The organism is Nonomuraea sp. 3-1Str (genome assembly GCF_031570565.1).
Taxonomy (GTDB): Bacteria; Actinomycetota; Actinomycetes; order Streptosporangiales; family Streptosporangiaceae; genus Nonomuraea.
The window spans coordinates 1-18,427 of record NZ_JALHBK010000033.1; the positions used below are offsets into that span (position 1 = coordinate 1).

The window sequence follows — 18,427 nt, forward strand, 5'->3', positions numbered from 1 at the left end:
CTCCTGTTCACAACCCACCCCCCCCCCCCCCCCCCCCCCCCCCCCCCCACACCCCCCCCCCCCCCCCCCCCCCCCCCACCCCCCCCCACCCCCCCCCCCCCCCCCCCCCGCCCCCTCCCCCCCCCCCCCCCCCAACCCCCCCCCCGCCACATACAACTCACCCGCCACCCCCGGCGCCACCGGCCGCAACCACTCATCCAGCACAAACGCCCGCAAATTCTCCAAAGGCCGCCCCATCGACGGCACACCCCCCACACCCCCCAACACACCACTCAACGTCGCCACCACCGACGTCTCCGTCGGCCCATACGCATTGAACAAAGCACGCCCCCCACCCCAACGCCGCACCAACTCACCACCCCACGCCTCACCCCCCACCACCAACACCCGCAAACCCGGCACCTCCATCTCCGGCACCGTCGCCAACGCCGCCGGCGGAATCAACCCATGACTAATCCGCCCCTCCACCAAAAACCGCCCCAAACCCTCCCCACCAAACACCCCCACCGGACACACCACCAACGCCGCACCCCCACCAAAAGCCCACAACAACTCCAACACCGACGCATCAAAACTCGGCGAAGCAAACTGCAACACCCGACACCCCGGCCCCGCACCAAACCGCGCCACCAACACAGCAGCCAAATTCACCGCACCCGCATGCGACACCACCACACCCTTCGGCCGCCCCGTCGACCCCGACGTATAAATCACATACGCCGGATGATCCACCCGCAAAACCCCCCGCCGCTCCCCCTCCACCAAATCAACCGACGAAAACCCACCCAACGGAAAATCAGCCAAATCCCGAATCACCAACACCGCCCCCGAATCCGCCACCATAAACTCCACCCGCTCCACCGGAAACGACGGATCCACCGGCAAAAACGCCCCACCCGCCTTCACCACCGCCAAAACCGCAACCACAAACTCCACCGACCGCGGCAACACCACCGCCACCACACACTCCGGCCCCACACCCCGCTCCACCAAAACCCGAGCCAACCGATTAGCCCACCCATTCAACTCCCCATACGACAACTCCACCCCACCCACCACCAACGCCACCCCACCAGGAACCCGCCCAGCCTGAACCTCAAACAAACCACCAAAGGTCTGAATCTCTGCCTCGTTCATCTTCGGCTCCGTTCATCAGGTAAAAGCCAGGCGGCGGTGAATCGGACGAGAAAAGGTCGGCTACCGGGCCTGCACGGCTCCGGCCTCGGTGTCGGGAATCTGACCGGCGGAGGGGAATCTGAGAATGCTCATCGCCGAGATCATCGCGACCACGCAACAGGCGGCGCCTATCACCAGGGTGAGCGACATCCCGGACAGAAACGCGGACTTCGCCGCCGCGACCAGCGCGGCATCCCCTGTGTCCAGTGCGGCGGCGATGGACTCCCTCGCCGGAAGCGGGGTGTCGGCCGGCATCGAGGACGAGTATTTCCAGGCCAGAACGCTTCCCAGCACCGCCACGCTCAGCGCCGTCCCCAGTTGCTGGACGGTGTCGTTGAGAGCCGATCCGACCCCGGCATGGTCTTCCGGCACGACGCCCATCAGCAGGGTGTACGCGGCGGGGCCGGCCAGCCCCACGCCGACCCCCATGATCACCAGGCCGCCGGCGAGCAGGCCACCGTCCGCACCGCTGTCGATGAACGCCAGCAGCACGAATCCCACCGCCGCGGCAGCGAACCCGGCGGCGATGAGGAGCTGGTTGCTGGTCCGCTTCCCCAGCGCCCCGCCGGCCACGTTGCCGAGCACTGACGCGACGACATAGGGCAGGAGGTCCAGTCCGGCGGCGACGGGGCTGATCCCCCGTACGAACTGCAGATATTGCGCGAGGACGAGCAGCAGCGCGCCCGACCCGAAGACCACCAGGACGATCGTGAACGACGCGACGCCGAAGCGCCGATCTCGGAACAGGGACAGGGGGAGCATCGGGTGATCCGTACGCCGCTCCCACCAGATGAACGCCGACAGCGAGGCGACGGCGAGCGGCACCGCGACGAGTGAGCTCGGTGCCGCCCATCCCGCGCGCGGCAGCGAGATGACCACGTGGATCAGGGCGATCATCCCCACGGCCGATGACAGGACACCGACGGGATCGAGTCGGCGAGCGGGCCCCTTCGACTCGGGTATCAGCCGGACCGCCACGGCGATGGCCAGCACGACGACGGGCAGGTTGAGCAGGAAGATCATGCCCCAGCGCGCGTGCTCCAGCACGAATCCGCCGACCAGCGGCCCGACGACGAGCCCGAACATGGCCGCCGCGCTCCACGCCGCGAACGCCTTGCGCCGCTCCTCCGCCTCGAAGGCGTTGACCAGGATGGACAGGGTGCTCGGCATCAGCATCGCACCGCCTACTCCCATGAAGGCCCGCGCGACGACCAGGTGCCAGGGCTCGGCCGACAGTGACGCGGCGAGTGAGGCGCAGCCGAACACGGCCAGGCCGAGGACGAGGAACAGCCGGCGCCCGTACCTGTCGGACAGGCTCCCGGCCGTGAGCAGCATCCCGGCGAAGGCCAGGGCGTAGGCGTTGATGATCCACTGAACGTCGTCCGGTCCGGCGCCGAGGCCGCCCATGAGCACGGGCACCGCCAGGTTGAGCACGGTGTTGTCCATGACGAGGATCCATACGGAGAAGCAGAGAACGCCGAGGATCCACCAGCGCCGAGAGTCGCGAGCCATTCGTCCTCCTTCCTTCGGCGCCCGGGCTACGGCAGCACTTCCATCTGCATGGTGGAGGCGCTGTAGACCCCGTCGAAGAGCTGCACACACCAGCCCTCGTATTCGTGCGGCACCACCTCGGGGGCGGCCGTCACGGTCCAGGCGATGTCCCGGGACTCGCCAGGGTCGAGGTCGCACTGCGCCGACCAGCCCTCCTGCAGGTGCAGGAACTTCCCGGCCGAGATCGCGAAGCCCACCGTGCCCACGAGCCTTCTGCCTGCGCGGTTGGACAATGTGGCCGTCAGCTCAAGAGGCTCGCCGGGCCTGAGCCAGGCGACGTGCTCGGTCTCCAGGGCGGCGGTGGAGCCGGCTGTGGACCACCACAGGTCTCCGCATCGCCGGCACTGAATCGTGGAAATGCTCAGATCGGGCTCGATCCGATGCGCGAATCTGGCCAGGAAGGCACTGTCCAGCTTGCACTTCGGACAGCGCCGAGGCTCATCGCCCACTTTGCCGAAGGCCGGCAGAGCGGTTTGCGTGAAATGCCACCAGGAGGAATGGATCTGCTGGACCAGCGACGTCACGACCTCAGCCTGGATCGTCGCCAGTTGACCGGCCGCCGCGGCCAGCTCCGTCTCCGGAGGAGCAGCCCGCCGGCTACCGGCCGCGGCCTTGATCTCGCTGCGCAGCTCAGCGAGCCTTCCCTCCGGAACCTCGACGTCGAGCCAGCGCAGCCGCAGCAGCCGGGGAATGATCTCTCCGTTGATGCGGGCGAGCTCGTCCAGGACACGCTTGTCGCCCTTGTCCGGGAAGCCCGGCCGCCGAAGCGGCTTTGGCGCGGCGTCGCGGCTCAGCACGAGCGTGGGATCGCCCAGCAGCCCGAACCGCGACATCTCACCTCCCACGATCGCGGCCTGCTCGTTGACCCGCTCGAGAACGTCGCCGAGCGAGCCCCCGTCGGCGAGGCCGGCTCGCATCTCGTGCATGAAGCTGGCGTCGTCGAGGTGCTTGCCGATCGTGCCGATGACCGCCACCGCCGTGCCGGCCAGGAAACCCAAGCCGAACCCGACGTCGCCGGGAAAGACGTTGTTGCCGACCGCCACCGACATGCAGCTCTGTGCGAAGACCACGCTGGCATCGAGATCGGCGACGGGGAGGCGCTGCTCGTCCTTGAGGTCCTTGCGGTAACAGCCCGCTCCTCTCAGGCACGACACAGCGCGGTGTTCCCCGTGCAGCACGGGAAGGGGTTTCCCCAGATAGTCGGATCTGCCGCACAGGATTCCGTCGGGGAGGTTCGCGCTGCACTCCATTCCGTGGGTGCGCATCGCCAGAAGGCGTACCGGCCCGTCCTTCAGCGAGGCGAGTTCGTCCCACGCGACCGCGTCGGCGTCCTCGGCCTCCTCGTCCTCCGGATGGAGGATCGTGAAGTCGCGCGCCTGGCCCAGGGCGTGCAGGGTGAGCGTCCGGTACACCAGGCAACTGAGCGAGGAGGCGTCCCTGGCGGAGACGACACCGAGGCGAGGCGCCAGGTAACCGGGCCAGTCCCCCAGGGCGGCGAAGTCATCGACGAGGCCGACCAGCGCGATCGGCTCGCCCGCGTGGCGGCCGATCGCCCCGGCGAGCTCACTCAAACCGACGTGGCCGTGCGGTCTGCTCGTCGCTCTGGCCAGCAGCACCGCCGCCGCCTCGCTCTCCTCGCCGCCCACGGACAACACGACGCCGTCTCGTGAGCGGCCGTCGATCGCGGGCCACTCGGGGCATCCCCGGCGCAGGAGCACGCTCCGGTAGCGCTCCACGCTCGGCCCGTCCAGCATCGGGAAGGGCCGGCCGGGAGTCCAGGACCGGGAACGTGAGACCAGGTCGTTCCCGGTTGACACGACGATCGCGGATTCTTCGCGGCTGCTCATCTGGGCCACCTCGTGCCTTCCGTACGTCAAGCGGCTGCCGCGCCGGCGAATCGGGTCGTGTGCAGGGCGAAGTCCACGGCCGCCTCCGCGTGCAACCGGGCGCTGGGGAACACCGGGATGCTGGTGTCCTTCTCGCTGATCAGCAGCTCGATCTCGGTGCAGCCCAGGATGACGCCTTCGGCGCCCCTCGCCGCGAGGTCGGCGACGATCTGCCCGAAGACCTCCCTGGAGGACTCCTTGAGCTCTCCCCGGACCAGCTCGTCGAAGATCACGCGTTCGATGACCAGCCGCTGCTCGTACTCCGGCACGACCACCTCGAAACCGTTGGCAGCCAGGCGGTCCCGGTAGAACTCCCCCTCCATGGTGAAGCGGGTGCCCAGGAGCCCGATCTTCCGCATCCCCTGGTTACGGACCTCCGCGCCCACGGCGTCCGCGATGTGCAGCACCGGGACGGTCACCGACCGCGTGACCTGCTCGGCGACACGATGGAAGGTGTTGCTGCAGATGAGCAGCGTGTCGGCGCCCAGGCCCTCCAGTTTCCGCCCGGCCTCGCCGAGCAGGGCGCCGACCTCGTCCCAGCGTCCGGCGAAGATGAGCTCCTCACAGCTGCTGAACTCGAAGGACCAGATGAGACTGCGCGCGGAGTGGCTTCCGCCCAGCCGGTCGCGCACTCCCTGGTTGATGATCTGGTAGTAGATCGCGGTGGACTCCCAGCTCAACCCGCCGATAAGACCGATGGTACGCATGTGACTCCGTTCCGTTACATGAGTGAGGCAGCAGGCATGGCGGACGATGGTGCGAGGATGAGACGCTCAGCGTTCGGCGTGCTGCCGCGTCGGGTGGAAGAGGCGCAGCTGTGGCTCCGCCTCCGGGTGCTGCGCGGGGCCGTCGGGGCTGACGCGGGCGACGGTGGCCCGGTTGGCCAGGAACGAACCGGCGAGTACGAGAAACATGCCGCACCACTGCGCGAGCGACAGTTGCTCGTCCAGGGCGATCAGTGCCACCACGGCCGCCACCAGGACCTCAAGGCTGGCCAGAACGCTGGCCAGCGGAGACGAAAGGCGCCGGACCGCGCCCATACTCGTGAGATAGGCCGCGATCGTGCTCACCAGCACCAGCCACGCGAGCACGCCGACAGCGGGCACCTGCCAGTCGCCGACCGATACGTTCTCCAGGAACGCCGACCAGCGGATGTTCCACGGCGCGGCCACGGGAGTCAGCACGATGGCGCCGCCGCCGAGCCCCCAAACCAGCAGGCCTAGCAGATCGACCCCGGCCAGCGACTCACTGAGCAGGAAATACGTGGCAAGGCAGCAGGCGGCGGACAGGGCGAACAACAGGCCGAGCGGATCAAGTCGCACGCCTGCCCGCATCTGCACGACCGACGCCAGTCCCAGCGTCACCAGAACAGCGCCGAAAACGGCGTGCGAGGAGATCCTCCGCCGCCACATGACGCGCGCCCAGAGCAGCACGAGGACGGGCGCCAGGTAAATGATCAGAAGAGCGATGCCCACCGGTATCCGGGAAAGCGCGGCGAAGAACATCCCCTGCGCCCCGGCCACCGCCAGGAGACCGTACGCGGCCAAGGCCGGTAACACCGACCGGGGTACGCGCAGAGCGTCCCGCCGCCGGACGAGCACGAACGGCACCAGCAGGCAGGCGCCTATGAGCAGGCGGATCCACACCGCCTGCAGCGATCCCAGGCCGATATGACTGAGGGCTTTCGCCGCGACCCCGGCGAAGCCGAAGCAACACGCGGAAGTCAAGGCCATGATCAGGCCCACGGCTCGCACTCGATGATGCACTGGATTGCCCTTCGGCTAGCTCATAGGCGAAATCTGGCGACCCACCGCCGCAGCGGTCCGCTCCCATTCGCCAGGTCCGGGAGGCAGCACGCGCAGGGTGAACTCCGCCTCGGTCAGGGCCGCCCACAGGGAGAAGTCGGCGATGGCCGACCTGGCCTGGTCACGTACGAGGACGGAGATCGGTACGGCCAGCGGCGGGGCAGGGTGATGACGGAAGCTCTCCGCGACGGCCAGGTCCCCGCGGACCGCCGGCTCCAGGATCTCCACCCAATCCGGGTCGTCCAGCAACATGGAATTGGTGTTGCCGGCGCGCTTCAGGTATTCCACCAGTTCACCGGTGAGCGCGTCGGACCGCGGATATCCCATCTCCGTCTCTGCGAGCGTCTGGGGCGCGCCCACCCCCTGCACGATCAGCATTCCCGGGCCGGGTTCTCCGGCGGCCTGGAGCAACTGTGTGAGCCGGAAGGCCACGAGCGCGCCGAGACAGTCGCCGAAGAAGACCGCTGGAACGTCCAGAAGAGGGCCGATCTCCTCGCGCAACGCCACGCACAGGTCCTCGATGTCGGTGAACGCCGCCTCGCCGAAGCTCCGCTCCCGTCCGGGGAGCAGGGGCACGCACAGCTCGATCTCCGGCGGCAACGTCTCGGCCCAGTTCCCGAACATGGCCGGGCCACCCGCGATGTGCGGAAAACAGAAGAGCCGGGTCTCAGGAGCGGACGAACGCTCATGCCTGATCATCGATATACGCGTCATGCCGTGCCCCTATTCCGCATAACGTGCCGTCAGATCGCCGGGCGCCGCCCCGAAGTCCACGTTCTGGTCGAGCCCGGCTATCGTCGGCCATCGATAGAAGAGGCGAGCCGTCACTTTCCCATCGAGTTCGTCACGCACCCGATTCACGATCGTCATCGCCATGATGGAGTTTCCGCCGAGATCGAAGAAGTTGTCGTCCGCTCCTACCCGGGCCACGCCCAGCACGTCCGCGAATATCCTCGACAAGGCCTGCTGCCGTACATTTTCCATTGGTCACACGTCCCAAGCAGTGCGGCGTCATCGATGGACAATCTAGGCAACGTCCGGCGGCCGGACAGGTAGTTCCATCGGCAGAACGAAGGCAACTCCCGTCCCCTCACGGAGAGGGGCGGCGGCCTTCCACCCGGCAGGCGGGAGTGCCGCCTGGCAGCCTGCTCCTGTTGCGCGCGATCCAGCGATAGACCAAGCCGGCCGGAGCGGCGATCGGCCGCAGTTCCATCAGCCGGCCGGCGATCGGCCATGGCCGTCGTCCGTGCCGCAGGACTCTGGCGAACGCCCGCGCGCCGCCGGCGCGGATCTCGTCCGGATGCAGCCACCACACCTCACGCGTCACCTGCTCGATCGTGAGCGCCGACGCGTCGAGATCCTCTCGCTGCCAGGGACGGTAGTCGACGCCCGGTGCGACGTACCGCGACAGGAGACGCACCACCGAGGTGCAGAAGCCGCAGTCGCCGTCGAAGATGAGCGTCCCTCGCCGGTCTGGGATCCGGTCGTTCATGGCACCTCCCTCGGAATGCAGGTCGTCACGACGGCGGCCACGGCGCACGCCGCGCAGGCGGCCAGCAGGGCGACCGTCAGGCCGGTACGCGACGGATAGAGACGCATGACGCCGTCCACCGGGATTCGTACGTTGAAGTTGGCGAAGACGACGCTCGTCAGCGCGCTGGAGAGCGCGGCGCCGAGCTGCCGGACGAGGGTGTTGAACCCGTTGGCCGCCGCGATCTCGGCAGCGGGAGCGGTCGCGGCGATGATGGCCGGCATGGCGAAGAACGCCAGGCCCAGCCCGATCCCGACGACGGCCGGGGCGAGCACGATCCACGACGATCCCGACAGCGGAATGACCAGCGCGTAGCCGCTTCCGACTGCTCCGCAGCCGAGCAGGAGCACGCCCTTGCTCCGCAACCTGACGACGATCCGCGTGGACACCGGCACGATGGCCATCATCGCGACCCCGGCCGGAGCCAGCGCGAGCCCCGCTTCGACCATGGACCATGCGGTGCCGTACCCCGTACCCGGCGGCGCCTGCAGCATCTGGGGCACCACGAGGGACAGCACGAACATCGCGAAGCCGACGAGCAGGGTGACCATGTTGGTCAGGAGCATCGGCAGGACGCTCAACGTCCGCGGGTTGACAAGCGGCTGGCCGGTGCGTGACTCGTACCGCACCCAGGAGGCGACGGCGACCGTGCCCAGCAGAGCGGTGCCCGCGATGGCAGGGCTCGTCCACCCCCAGTCGTGCCCTTTCGACAGGGCCACGAGAACGCACACCAGACCGGCCGACAACAGGGCGGCGCCGATCCAGTCGAAACGCCCGCCGTGGCGGATGCCGCTCTCCGGCACGAGGAACGCGACCAGCGACACCTGGACCACGCCCACGGCGACCACCAGCCAGAACAGCATCCGCCAGTTCGCGTGCTCGGAGATGAACGCCGCCAGCGGGAACCCGACGGTGCCGCCGACCCCGACCGACGCGCTCATGGCGGCCAGTCCCCGCCCGAGCCGCCGCGCGGGAAGCTGGTCCCGCATGATGCTCAGCCCGAGAGGCAGCGCCCCCGCCGCGCAGCCCTGCAGGGCACGTCCCCCGATCAGCGTCGCCACCGAGCCCGCGCACGCGCAGAGCACCGAGCCGGCGATCATCAGGCCCAGGCAGTACAGCAGAACCCGGCGTTTGCCCAGCATGTCGCCCAGGCGCCCGCAGATCGGCGTCGACACGGCGGCGACCAGCAGCGTTGACGTCACCGTCCAGTACGCGTACGTCGGTGTGGTGCCCAGCAGCTCCGGGAGGCTCGGCAGCAGCGGGACCGGCAGGATGTTGATGAGGGAGACGGTGAAGCCCGACAGGGTGAGCGACGGGACGAACGCCCTGGTCTGTGCTTCGCGAGGCGGGCTGTCAGTGGACGGTGTGGACGGCATTCGCCAGCTCCAGACGGCTCGCCACCGATCGAATGTCCGGCTCGGCCATGAAGTCGGCCAGCGGATACTGGTAGCCGAACCGCTCCCGCATCAACGTGATGACCCGCAGCGCCTTCAAGGAATTGCCTCCGGCGTCGAAGAAGGACCGGGTCACCGGCATCGCGCGAAGCTCCAGCTCCGCACACCAGATCCCGTGCAGGGCCTCCTCCGCGGGAGTGACGGGCTTGGCCCTGTCCGCTGCCTCGTCCTCCTCCACAGGGTCGGGAAGGCCGGCGGTCAGCAACTTCCTGTTGGCGTTCATGGGCAGTTCGTCCACCCGTATCCACTTGTCCGGCACGAGATACGACGGCAGCAAGGCGCGCAGCGTGTCGCGTAGCTCGACATGCCACGGCCGCTCCTCGGAGAAGGTCCCGGGCTCGATCACCACGTAGGCGACCAGCTGCGGATCGCCGGAGGCGTCGGAGCGTACGAGCACCGCGCAGTTGCGGACCCCGGCCAGTCGCCCGAGCGCCCACTCGGTCTCCCCGGGCTCGACCCGGTGGCCCCGGATCTTCACCTGCTGGTCCCGACGGCCGTGGAACTCGAGGTCGCCGTCGGCACGCCACCGTACGAGGTCGCCCGTACGGTAGATCGGCCCTTCAGCGCCCGGCAGGAAGCACTTCTCCGTGAGGACGGGATCGTTGAGGTACCCGTGGGCGACGGCCGCCCCGCCGACGTACAGCTCGCCGATCGCGCCGATCGGCACCTCCTGCCGGTCGCCGTCCATCACGTGGAGGCGCACGTCGTCGATCGGCCGGCCGATCGGTACGCGCGGGTTGCCGACATCGGTGACCTCGTGGCTGGTGACGATGACAGAGGTTTCGGTGGGGCCGTACTGGTTGTACAGCCGGACGCCCGGATGCGCGTCAAGGAACCGTCTCAGCGCGGTCGAGATCCTGAGCGGCTCGCCCGCGCTGAGGACCTCGCGCAGGGACGGCACCCGTAGACCGCACTCGGCCAGGTACTTCAAGGCCGTGTACGGCAGGTGGAGGCGCTGCACGCCGTGCCGGTTCATGGCAGCGCCCAGCGCCTCCGCGTCACGGCGCACCCCTTCGGGCACGACGACCAGCGCCGCCCCGGAGGCGAGCGTCCCGAAGATCTCCTGCACGCTGACGTCGAACCCGGGAGACGTCCATTGCAGGGTGCGCAGGGGCGGATGATTGCGCAGTTGCCAGCGCATCAGGTTCACCGGGCCGCGGTGCGGCACCTGCACCGCCTTCGGCCGGCCGCTGGAGCCTGAGGTGTAGACGCAGTAGGCGATGTCCTCCGGGGTGCTGCGCACCCGCGGCGGTTCCGTGGCGAACGACATGCGGGCGGTGTCATCGACCACGTACGTCCGCTCCCGCGGAGAACGGCCGAAGCCTTCGTCCACGACCAGCAGAGCCGCGTTGCTGTCGTCCAGGCAGAAGTCGATCCGGCTCTCCGGCAGTGAGATGTCCAGCGGGACGTACGCGGCGCCGGTCTTGAGGACGGCGAGAAGCGTGATGATGAGATTCGCGCCCGGAGCCATGCAGACGGCGATCCGGTCCCCTCGGCCGAGGTTCCGCCCCGCCAGGGCGCCGCCCAGGGCGTTCGCGGCTTCATCGAGCTCCCGGTACGTGAGCCGTCCTTCGTCACCGACGATCGCCGTCGCGTCTGGAGTGCGCCGGGCCTGCTCCTCGACGAGGTGATGCAGGCACAGGGGCGGCTCGGGCACGTTCGCCGGAGCCTGACGGGCGCCCAGGGCGTCCAGGGCGTCGCGGTCGGCCGCCGTGAGCCGGGTGAGCGCGGACAGCGGCGCCGTGCCGTCGGTCAGCGCCCGGGCGAGCACCTCACCGGTGTAGTCCAGGATGCGGACGACCGTGGACTCGTCGAACAGCGCCGAGTCGTACTCGACCGCGCATCGCAGCCCGGCGTCGTGCCTGGTCAGGTAGAAGGTGAGGGCGAACGGCGCCCGGTCCGCCGGGGCGTCCACCAGCTCGGCGCGCACGCGCGGCGGGTCGAAGTCGAGACCGGCCGCGTTCTCGTACTCGATCATCACGTCGAACAACGGGTTGGCGCCCGCGACCCGCTCCGGGTTGAGCGCGGTCACCAGGTCGTCGAACGGGACGTTCTGGCGCTCGTAGGCGCGCGTGGACCGCTCACGGACGCGCCGTACCAGTTGCGCAAAGCTCGGGTCACCCGTCACGTCCATGCGCAGCACCAACGTGTTGATGAACATCCCCACCTGGTGCTCGGTCCCCTCCGGTCGGTCGGTCACCGCTGTGCCGAGCATGAAGTCGTCCTGACCGGCCATCCGGGCGAGGACCGCGCCGAGCGCGCTCAGGATCACCATGAACGTCGTAGCCCCGTGATCGCGGGCATACGTCTCGATGCCCGCGGCCAGCTGGTCACCGAACTCGCGGGTCAGGCTTGCCCCCCGAACGGCGTGGGAACCCGCGACGGCGTGATCGGTCGGCAGGGTGAGGACCTGAACGCCGGCCAGTTCCCCGGTCCAGAACGCGATGTCGCCAGGGGTGTGCCCGGGACGGGCCTCCACCGCAGCGGGAAGCGCGGGAAGATCCGCGGGCGGGTCGGGCCATGCCCGGTAGAAGGCCGCGAGATCCCGGGCGAACACCCCGGTGGAGAACGAATCGAAGACGATGTGGTGCGCCAGCAGGAACAACATGTGGCGGTCCGCACCGAGCACGGCCAGGGTGGCGAGAACCAGCGGCCCCTCGGAGAGGTCCCGCGTCCGCCCCCGCAGCTCCCGCGCCAGCTCGGCGTGCGCCTCTTCCACGGTACGGCCGGTCAGGTCCACGACAGGGCACCGCACGGGACCCGGCGCATGGAAGAACTGCAGAATCCGGCCCTCGCTCTCCCGGAACCGGGAGCGTAGCTGCGGATGACGGGCGATCACCCGGTGCAGGGCGCCGAGCAGCGCTTCGACGTCGAGTGCGCCCTCCAGCAGGATGCCCTTCGGCTCCCAGTAGTCGTGCCGGCCGGGATACATCTGCTCGACGATCCACAGCCGCCGCTGTGCCGGGGAGGCCGGAGCGGGAGGTCGCACAGGCTGGTCCGCCTGTGGCCGCGCGGGTGGCGCGGCGACCTCGTCGCGGAGGGCGGAAAGCTTCGGCAGCCCGGCGAGCATCCGCTCGCCCGGCAGGCCGAAGTCGACGAAGCAGGCGATCTCGTCCACGCCGGCGGCGATCAGCGAGTCGGCGATCGGGCGGCAGCTCTCCGGCGTGCCGATCAGGGCACGTTCGAGGCGGTAGCGCTCATACGCCTCGTCGAGCAGATATTCCAGGTCCTGCTGGTCTGCCCGCGTGACGTCCCCTTCGATGCCCAGGCTGCCGGCAAGGTCGCCGAGCAGGTGCAGCGAAGCCCGGAGGTATTCGCGGAACGGTCCGTACGCTTCCTGACGGACCCGGTCCAGGTCGTCGCCCATGTACGTGTGCACCAGGACGACGACCCGGCCGGCGGCCGGATCGAGACCGTGCTCGGCTCGCGCCCTCCGGTAGAGGGCGATGTTCGCCGCGAGCTGGCCGATGCTCTGTGACATCAGATTGGTGACGATGCCGAGATCGTTCTCGGCCGCCCGGCGGTAACTGTCCGGGCTGCCGACCACGGCGACGTAGAGCGGAGGCCGCGGCTGAACCGGCCGCGGGAACAGCCCCACCTCGATGGTCTCACCCGTGCCCGAGGTGACGGGGATCTTCTCGCCTGCCCAGAGTCGCCGCACCGTGCCAAGGCGCTCGATCATCAGGTTACGGCGGTCGTCGTAACTCCCCGGCGCCAGCGCGAAGTCGTTCGCGTGCCACCCCGAGGCCACGCAGAGACCGGCCCGCCCCTGCGAAAGGTTGTCGACCATGGACCACTCCTCGGCGACCCGGATCGGGTCGTGGAGCGGCAGGACGACAGAGCCGGCGTGCAGCCTGACCCTTGAGGTGCGTGTCGCCAGCGCGGCCGCCAGCACCGACGGGTTGGGGAACAGGCCGCCGAAGGAGTGGAAATGGCGCTCAGGAATCCACAGAGCGTGAAAGTCCTGCCGGTCGGCGAACTCCGCGGCAGCCACGATGTGGGCGTATCTGGCGTCCGCTTCCTGATCTGGATAGTTGCCGAAGAAGTAGAGGCTGAAGTCGCATGCTCCGGTCACGGCGCGGTCCGGGTGCGACCGCGCGGGAGCGGTCGTGAGAGGGGCGGTCGTGAGAGGGGCGGTCGTGCGAGGGGCGGTCACGGAGGGCGGCGGGGACACGACCTGAGCCGGTGGCTGTGGCGCCGGTCGTGACGCCAGCACGTCGAGTTGACGTGCGATCAAGCCGGTCACCTTGTCCACCATGCTCTCGGCCAGCCTGAGCTGCGCCGCACAAACATCGGCGAGATCGGTCGTCGCGACCTCGGGCCCGCTCTCAGGGGTGGGCGGTGGCGGGGTGTCCACCTCGCCGCCGCCGGTCACCGCCTCGGCGAGCTTGCGTGGCGTGTCGGCCTCGTCGAACAGGGCGCGCAGCGGAACGCGTACCCCGAACTCTCCGGCGACCTGCCTTGTCAGCGAGACCAGCGACAACGAGTCGCCGCCCAGCGCCACGAAGGTGGCGTCCACGTCGACATCGGCCGGGGCGAGGCCGAGACGCTCTGCCGTCAACGACCGGATGATGGTGAGAGGACCGTTCACAGCTACCTTCTCCTCGTGCCCGGTGTAGGGAATGTCCGTGCGCTGGAAGGCCTGGCCCGGCAGGGTGACACGCCGGCCTTCCTCGGCGATTCGGCTCCACGCCACCGGGCGTCCCACCGTGTGCAGCTCACCCATGGCGAGCGCGAGCGCCCTGAGCGGCTCCGTCCCACGACGTTGCGCCGGCGACCAGTCCAGATCCGGCATCAGCCGGCGCCCGAGAGCGGTGAGCTCGTCTCCCGGGCCGATTTCCACGAAGACCCGGCAGCCGGAGTCCCGCAACGACGACATGGCCAGGTCATAGCGCACCACGTGCCGGGCGTGTCGTACGAGGTAGCGGGGATCGGGCGCGGCGCCGGCGGGCAGCACCGCGCCGTCGACCGAGGAGATCAGCGGCACCCTGAGCGGCGAGAGCGTGCGGGCAGAGACGGCACGCTCCCACTCGTCCAGCATGGGATCGAGCAGGGCCGAATGAAATGCCCGGTTCACGGGCAGGCGGCGCCAGTCCAGCTCCGCCTCCGTCAGAAGCCCTTCGCAGCGTCGGACCGCCGTGACAGTGCCGGAGAGCACGAACTCACGAGCCCCGTTACGCGCCGCGATCTCCAACCCACTGTCGCGGGCGAGCCGGCCGACCCGTCCGGCATCCCCGCGTACGGCCAGCATTCCGCCCTCCGCGACGGCCGATTCCGTCAGCCGGCCCCGGTCCGCGGTCAGCAGCACGCCCTCACGAACGGAAAGAGCACCGCCTACGCACAGCGCGGAGATTTCGCCGAGGCTGTGACCGCACACGTATTCCGGCTCCACGCCCCAGTCGCGAAGCTGCGCGGCAAGCGCGACCTGGAAGGCGAACGCCGCAGGTTGCGCGAGGTCGTTGGGAAGCGGGCCGGACTCCGGCCGGCCGAGCAGCGCGTCCGAGAGGCTGACGCCGGTGTGTTCGAGGTGCGCCCGCTCGCAGGCGTCGATCACGCCACGGAAGACCGGCAACGACGCGTGGAGGTCGCGCGCCATGCCGTACCGGGCGTTGCCCTGTCCTGAGAAGACGAAGGCCGTCGAGCCGTCCCGCGGCGGCGCGGTCTCGGTACGCCCGGAAAGCGGTACCGGGGAGGAGCGCTCATCCGGTGGGGGGAGGACGCGCGCAGGCGGCTCCTCCACGATCACGAAGGCGTTGGTGCCGCCCACACCGAGCGAGTTCACCCCAGCACGCAAGGGCCGCGAGCCTGCTGGCGGCCAGGGGGCCGCCCGCGGCGAAGCGGCCAGGACCAACGGGCCGCTTTCGAGGTTCAGCGCCGGATGGGGCTTCGAGAGGTTGAGCGTGGGCACCAGTTCGCGGTGCGCGAGCATCAGCATCACCTTGATCAGGCCGGCGATGCCCGAGCACGTGTCGAGATGGCCGATGCTCGATTTGACCGATCCGACCGCGCAGAAGCCCACGCGTCCCGAGTCCGAGCGCAGGGCCCGGCTGAGAGCCTCGAATTCGATGGGGTCGCCGACCGGAGTGCCCGTACCGTGCGCCTCGACATAGCCGAGGTCGTCGCCGCGGAGGCCGGCACGTCGCAGCGCGGTGCGAACCACGTCCACCTGGCCCTGCACACTCGGGGCGGTGAAGCCCGCCTTGCGCCGGCCGTCGTTGTTCACGGCTGTGCCGGAGATGACCGCGAGTACGGGATCTCCGTCCTCGATCGCCGCCCCGAGGGGCTTGAGCAGAATCACGCCGACCCCGTTTCCCGGAACGGTGCCGTCCGCCGCGGCGTCGAACGGCCGGCACATCCCGGTCGGGGAGAGCACGGACCCGGGGTGGTGCACGTACCGTGAGTCCTGCGGCAGGTGGATCGCCGCCGCCCCGGCCAGCGCCATGTCGGCATCGCCCGCGCGTAACGCCTGGACCGCGAGGTGCACGGCGGTGAGAGACGTCGAGCAGGCCGTCTGGACGCCGATCGCCGGCCCGGTGAGGCCGAGCCGGAACGAGACCGTCGAGGCCAGGAAGTCGCTCTGCCTGCCGATCGCGGCCTGCATGGCGTCCGTGAGCCCGTCGGCCGGCCTGCCGCCTGAGGCAGGCGACTGGTACCCGAGCAGGGTCATTCCCTCACCGGCGAACACTCCGACGCGGGCGCCTACGTGATCGGCGCCGTATCCGGCACCCTCCAGCGCCTCGTAGGCGCATTCCAGGAACAACCGGTGCGCGGGATGGGTGAGGGTGGCCTCTTTCGGGCTCATGCCGAAGAAGCGGGGGTCGAACGCGAAGACGTGGTCGAGCACTCCACGGCGCGTCAGCCCGGGAGAGGCCGTCGTGCAGTCCTTTCCTTGACGCAGGTTCTCCCAGTACTCCGCGGCGGTGCGGGCTCCCGGGAGCCTGAGCCCGATCCCGATGACGGCCACCCGCGGGTCCGGCGCGGAGCGCGGCCCTGTGCCGCGACCCGGCTCGCCCGCGCCCTGGTCGAGGAATGTCGCCAGATCGGCGATCGACGCGTGCTCGAAGAGGACGTGGACGGGTAGGTCGCGCCCGAGCACCTCGTTGAGGCGCGCGTGCAGGCGCACCATGGAGACCGAGGTCAGGCCGAACTCGTAGAAGGGCCTGTGGTCGTCGCCGGCCTGCGGATCCACGCGCACGCCGAGCGAGGCGACCTCCCGGCGCAGCAGGCGGAGCAGGCTCGGGGACACGGTGGCGGGTGGCGGAGGTCCTTCCGGGTCCCGTCGCCCGGGCACCATCGCGGCCAGGTCGGCGCGTCGCAGCTTGCCGCCTGGTGTCCGCGGAAAGTCCTCGGGCGCCAGGGGCACGAGATGGTGGGCGAACAGTCCCAGCCGGCGGACGACGGTCCGTCCCACGTCGCCGGCGATCTCGCCGGCCGTACGGTCGCCGGGCGAGCAGGCGAAGAAGATCGCGAGCCGTTCGCTGCCCAGCGCCTCGTCCGGTATGCCGCACGCCGCGACGGCTCCCTGCGTGACACCGTCGACGGTCTCGACGACCGCCTCGATCGCCGTGCACGAGTGGTTCTCGCCGTTGATGACGATGACGTCCTTGTGCCGGCCGATCATCACGAGCGTGCCGTCCATGACGTACGCCAGATCCCCCGTGGCCAGCCAGCTCTCCGGCCCGCGCGGGCCCTCCGGGAACGCCCGCGCGTTGGCCTCGTCGTCGTGGAGGTAGCCAGGCGTCACGCGTGGGGAGCGCACCTGCAGGTGGCCGATCTCGCCCTCCGTGAGCACCTGCCGCCTGTCGTCCACGATGCGGACGGCCGAGCCCGGCGCGGGCCGTCCGAGTGCGACGTACGAGGTGCACTCCTCATCCGGCACCTCGGGTCCGGCCGGGACGACCCGGCCGGACAGGCTCGATGAACGCAGCCGATGCACGCTGCCCGGCTCGCCGTACCGGCCGAACGTGATGCCCGTGCAGGTCTCGGTCATGCCCCAGGCCGGTACGAAGCAGTCGCGCCGCAGGCCGTACGGCGCCAGCGCGTCGAGCAGGTCGTCGATGGCGCGGACCGTGATCTGCTCACCGCCGCTCACGATCGTCCGCACGTGCGTCAGATCCCAGCGGCGCCGCTCGTCACCGCCCGCGAGCGCGGAGCACAGCAGCCGGAAGGCGAACGTGGGCGCCCACGTGTGGTGCGCCCCGTGCTCGGAGACCAGATCGAACCAGCGCGCCGGGCGGGCGAGGACGACCTCCGGCGGGGCGTGGACGTTGGTCATCCGCAGGAACACCGGCAGCACGTGGTAGAGCAGCAAGCTCGCGCTGAGGTCGAGGGGCAGCCAGTTGAGTGTCTTCTCCTGCTGCTCCCAGCGCAGCATGTGCCGGTTGCCGGCGGCGAAGTCGACGAGGCCCGCGTGCGTCAGGGGTATGAGCTTCGGCTTGCCCGTGCTGCCGGACGACAGCATGAGCAACGCCGTGTCCGCCCCGTCGGGCGCGGGCGGGGGCGTCAGGTCCGTCACGGCCGCCGCCCGGCACTCGGCGATGTCGATCGGCCGCACGTCGTCCTGGCCCGCCAGCGTCCCGATGCCGGCCGCATCGGTCAGGATGCGCGGGCGTCCCAGGACGTCATGCACCCCGCGTAGCCGTTCGGCCGATCGGGTGCGGGAGGCCGTGTCACGGCGCGCGTCCACGGGAAGCGGCACGAGACCGCCCAGCAGGCAGGCCCAGAGAGCGGGGAAGTAGTCCGTCAGGTCGAGGCCGTAGAGGACGATCGTGTCCCCGGGCCCGCAGCCGGCCCGCAGCAGACCGGCCAGCACAGAACGTGCGGCTTCGAGCAGCTCCGGATAGGTGAGGACGGTGCTGGACAGACCGTCGGGCGCGACGAGCACCACGCCCCGGTCCGGCGCCTCGCCCGCGGCGCGAAGGAGCGCGTCCGCCAGCGTGTCCGCGAGGGCGCCGTCGTCCACTGCCTGCCGGCCTTCCAGCTGGGCGGCCACGGTCGTTGTCATCGTCAAGTCGCTGGACATGC

General features: G+C 69.8%; 10 protein-coding genes. All 10 read right to left on the reverse strand.

Going from position 1 to position 18,427, the window contains the following annotated elements:
• Window positions 1–1,137 (reverse strand): AMP-binding protein (locus tag MTP10_RS35730; RefSeq protein ID WP_310715443.1); only part of this gene is annotated, 1,137 nt, incomplete at its 3' end.
• A 60-nt stretch (window positions 1,138–1,197) separates the two neighbouring features.
• A complete protein-coding gene (locus MTP10_RS35735) occupies window positions 1,198–2,688 on the reverse strand; it encodes an MFS transporter (RefSeq protein ID WP_310715446.1) in 1,491 nt (496 codons plus the stop codon).
• A 26-nt stretch (window positions 2,689–2,714) separates the two neighbouring features.
• A complete protein-coding gene (locus MTP10_RS35740; protein WP_310715449.1) occupies window positions 2,715–4,373 on the reverse strand; it encodes a hypothetical protein in 1,659 nt (552 codons plus the stop codon).
• A gap of 227 nt (window positions 4,374–4,600) precedes the next feature.
• The gene (locus MTP10_RS35745; RefSeq protein ID WP_310715452.1) at window positions 4,601–5,320 is read right to left on the reverse strand and encodes an aspartate/glutamate racemase family protein; all 720 of its coding nucleotides are present in this window, start codon (window positions 5,318–5,320) and stop codon (window positions 4,601–4,603) included.
• A 66-nt stretch (window positions 5,321–5,386) separates the two neighbouring features.
• Entirely contained in the window at window positions 5,387–6,358 is a 972-nt protein-coding gene (locus MTP10_RS35750; RefSeq protein ID WP_310715455.1) for an EamA family transporter, read from the reverse strand.
• Between the two features lie 36 nt (window positions 6,359–6,394).
• Window positions 6,395–7,132 carry a thioesterase domain-containing protein gene (locus MTP10_RS35755; RefSeq protein WP_310715457.1) on the reverse strand — a complete coding sequence of 246 codons (738 nt, stop codon included), beginning with the start codon at window positions 7,130–7,132 and terminating at the stop codon, window positions 6,395–6,397.
• 9 nt (window positions 7,133–7,141) lie between these two features.
• Complete coding sequence (locus MTP10_RS35760) at window positions 7,142–7,402, reverse strand: phosphopantetheine-binding protein (protein ID WP_310715460.1); 261 nt, start codon at window positions 7,400–7,402, stop codon at window positions 7,142–7,144.
• A gap of 106 nt (window positions 7,403–7,508) precedes the next feature.
• Window positions 7,509–7,910: a DCC1-like thiol-disulfide oxidoreductase family protein gene (locus MTP10_RS35765; protein WP_310715462.1), complete on the reverse strand. Its 402-nt coding sequence runs from the start codon at window positions 7,908–7,910 to the stop codon at window positions 7,509–7,511.
• Window positions 7,907–9,325 carry an MFS transporter gene (locus tag MTP10_RS35770; RefSeq protein WP_310715464.1) on the reverse strand — a complete coding sequence of 473 codons (1,419 nt, stop codon included), beginning with the start codon at window positions 9,323–9,325 and terminating at the stop codon, window positions 7,907–7,909. The genes MTP10_RS35765 and MTP10_RS35770 overlap by 4 nt, the downstream gene beginning before the upstream one ends.
• A complete protein-coding gene (locus MTP10_RS35775) occupies window positions 9,303–18,425 on the reverse strand; it encodes a non-ribosomal peptide synthetase/type I polyketide synthase (RefSeq protein WP_310715466.1) in 9,123 nt (3,040 codons plus the stop codon). The genes MTP10_RS35770 and MTP10_RS35775 overlap by 23 nt, the downstream gene beginning before the upstream one ends.
• Window positions 18,426–18,427: the final 2 nt, after the last annotated feature.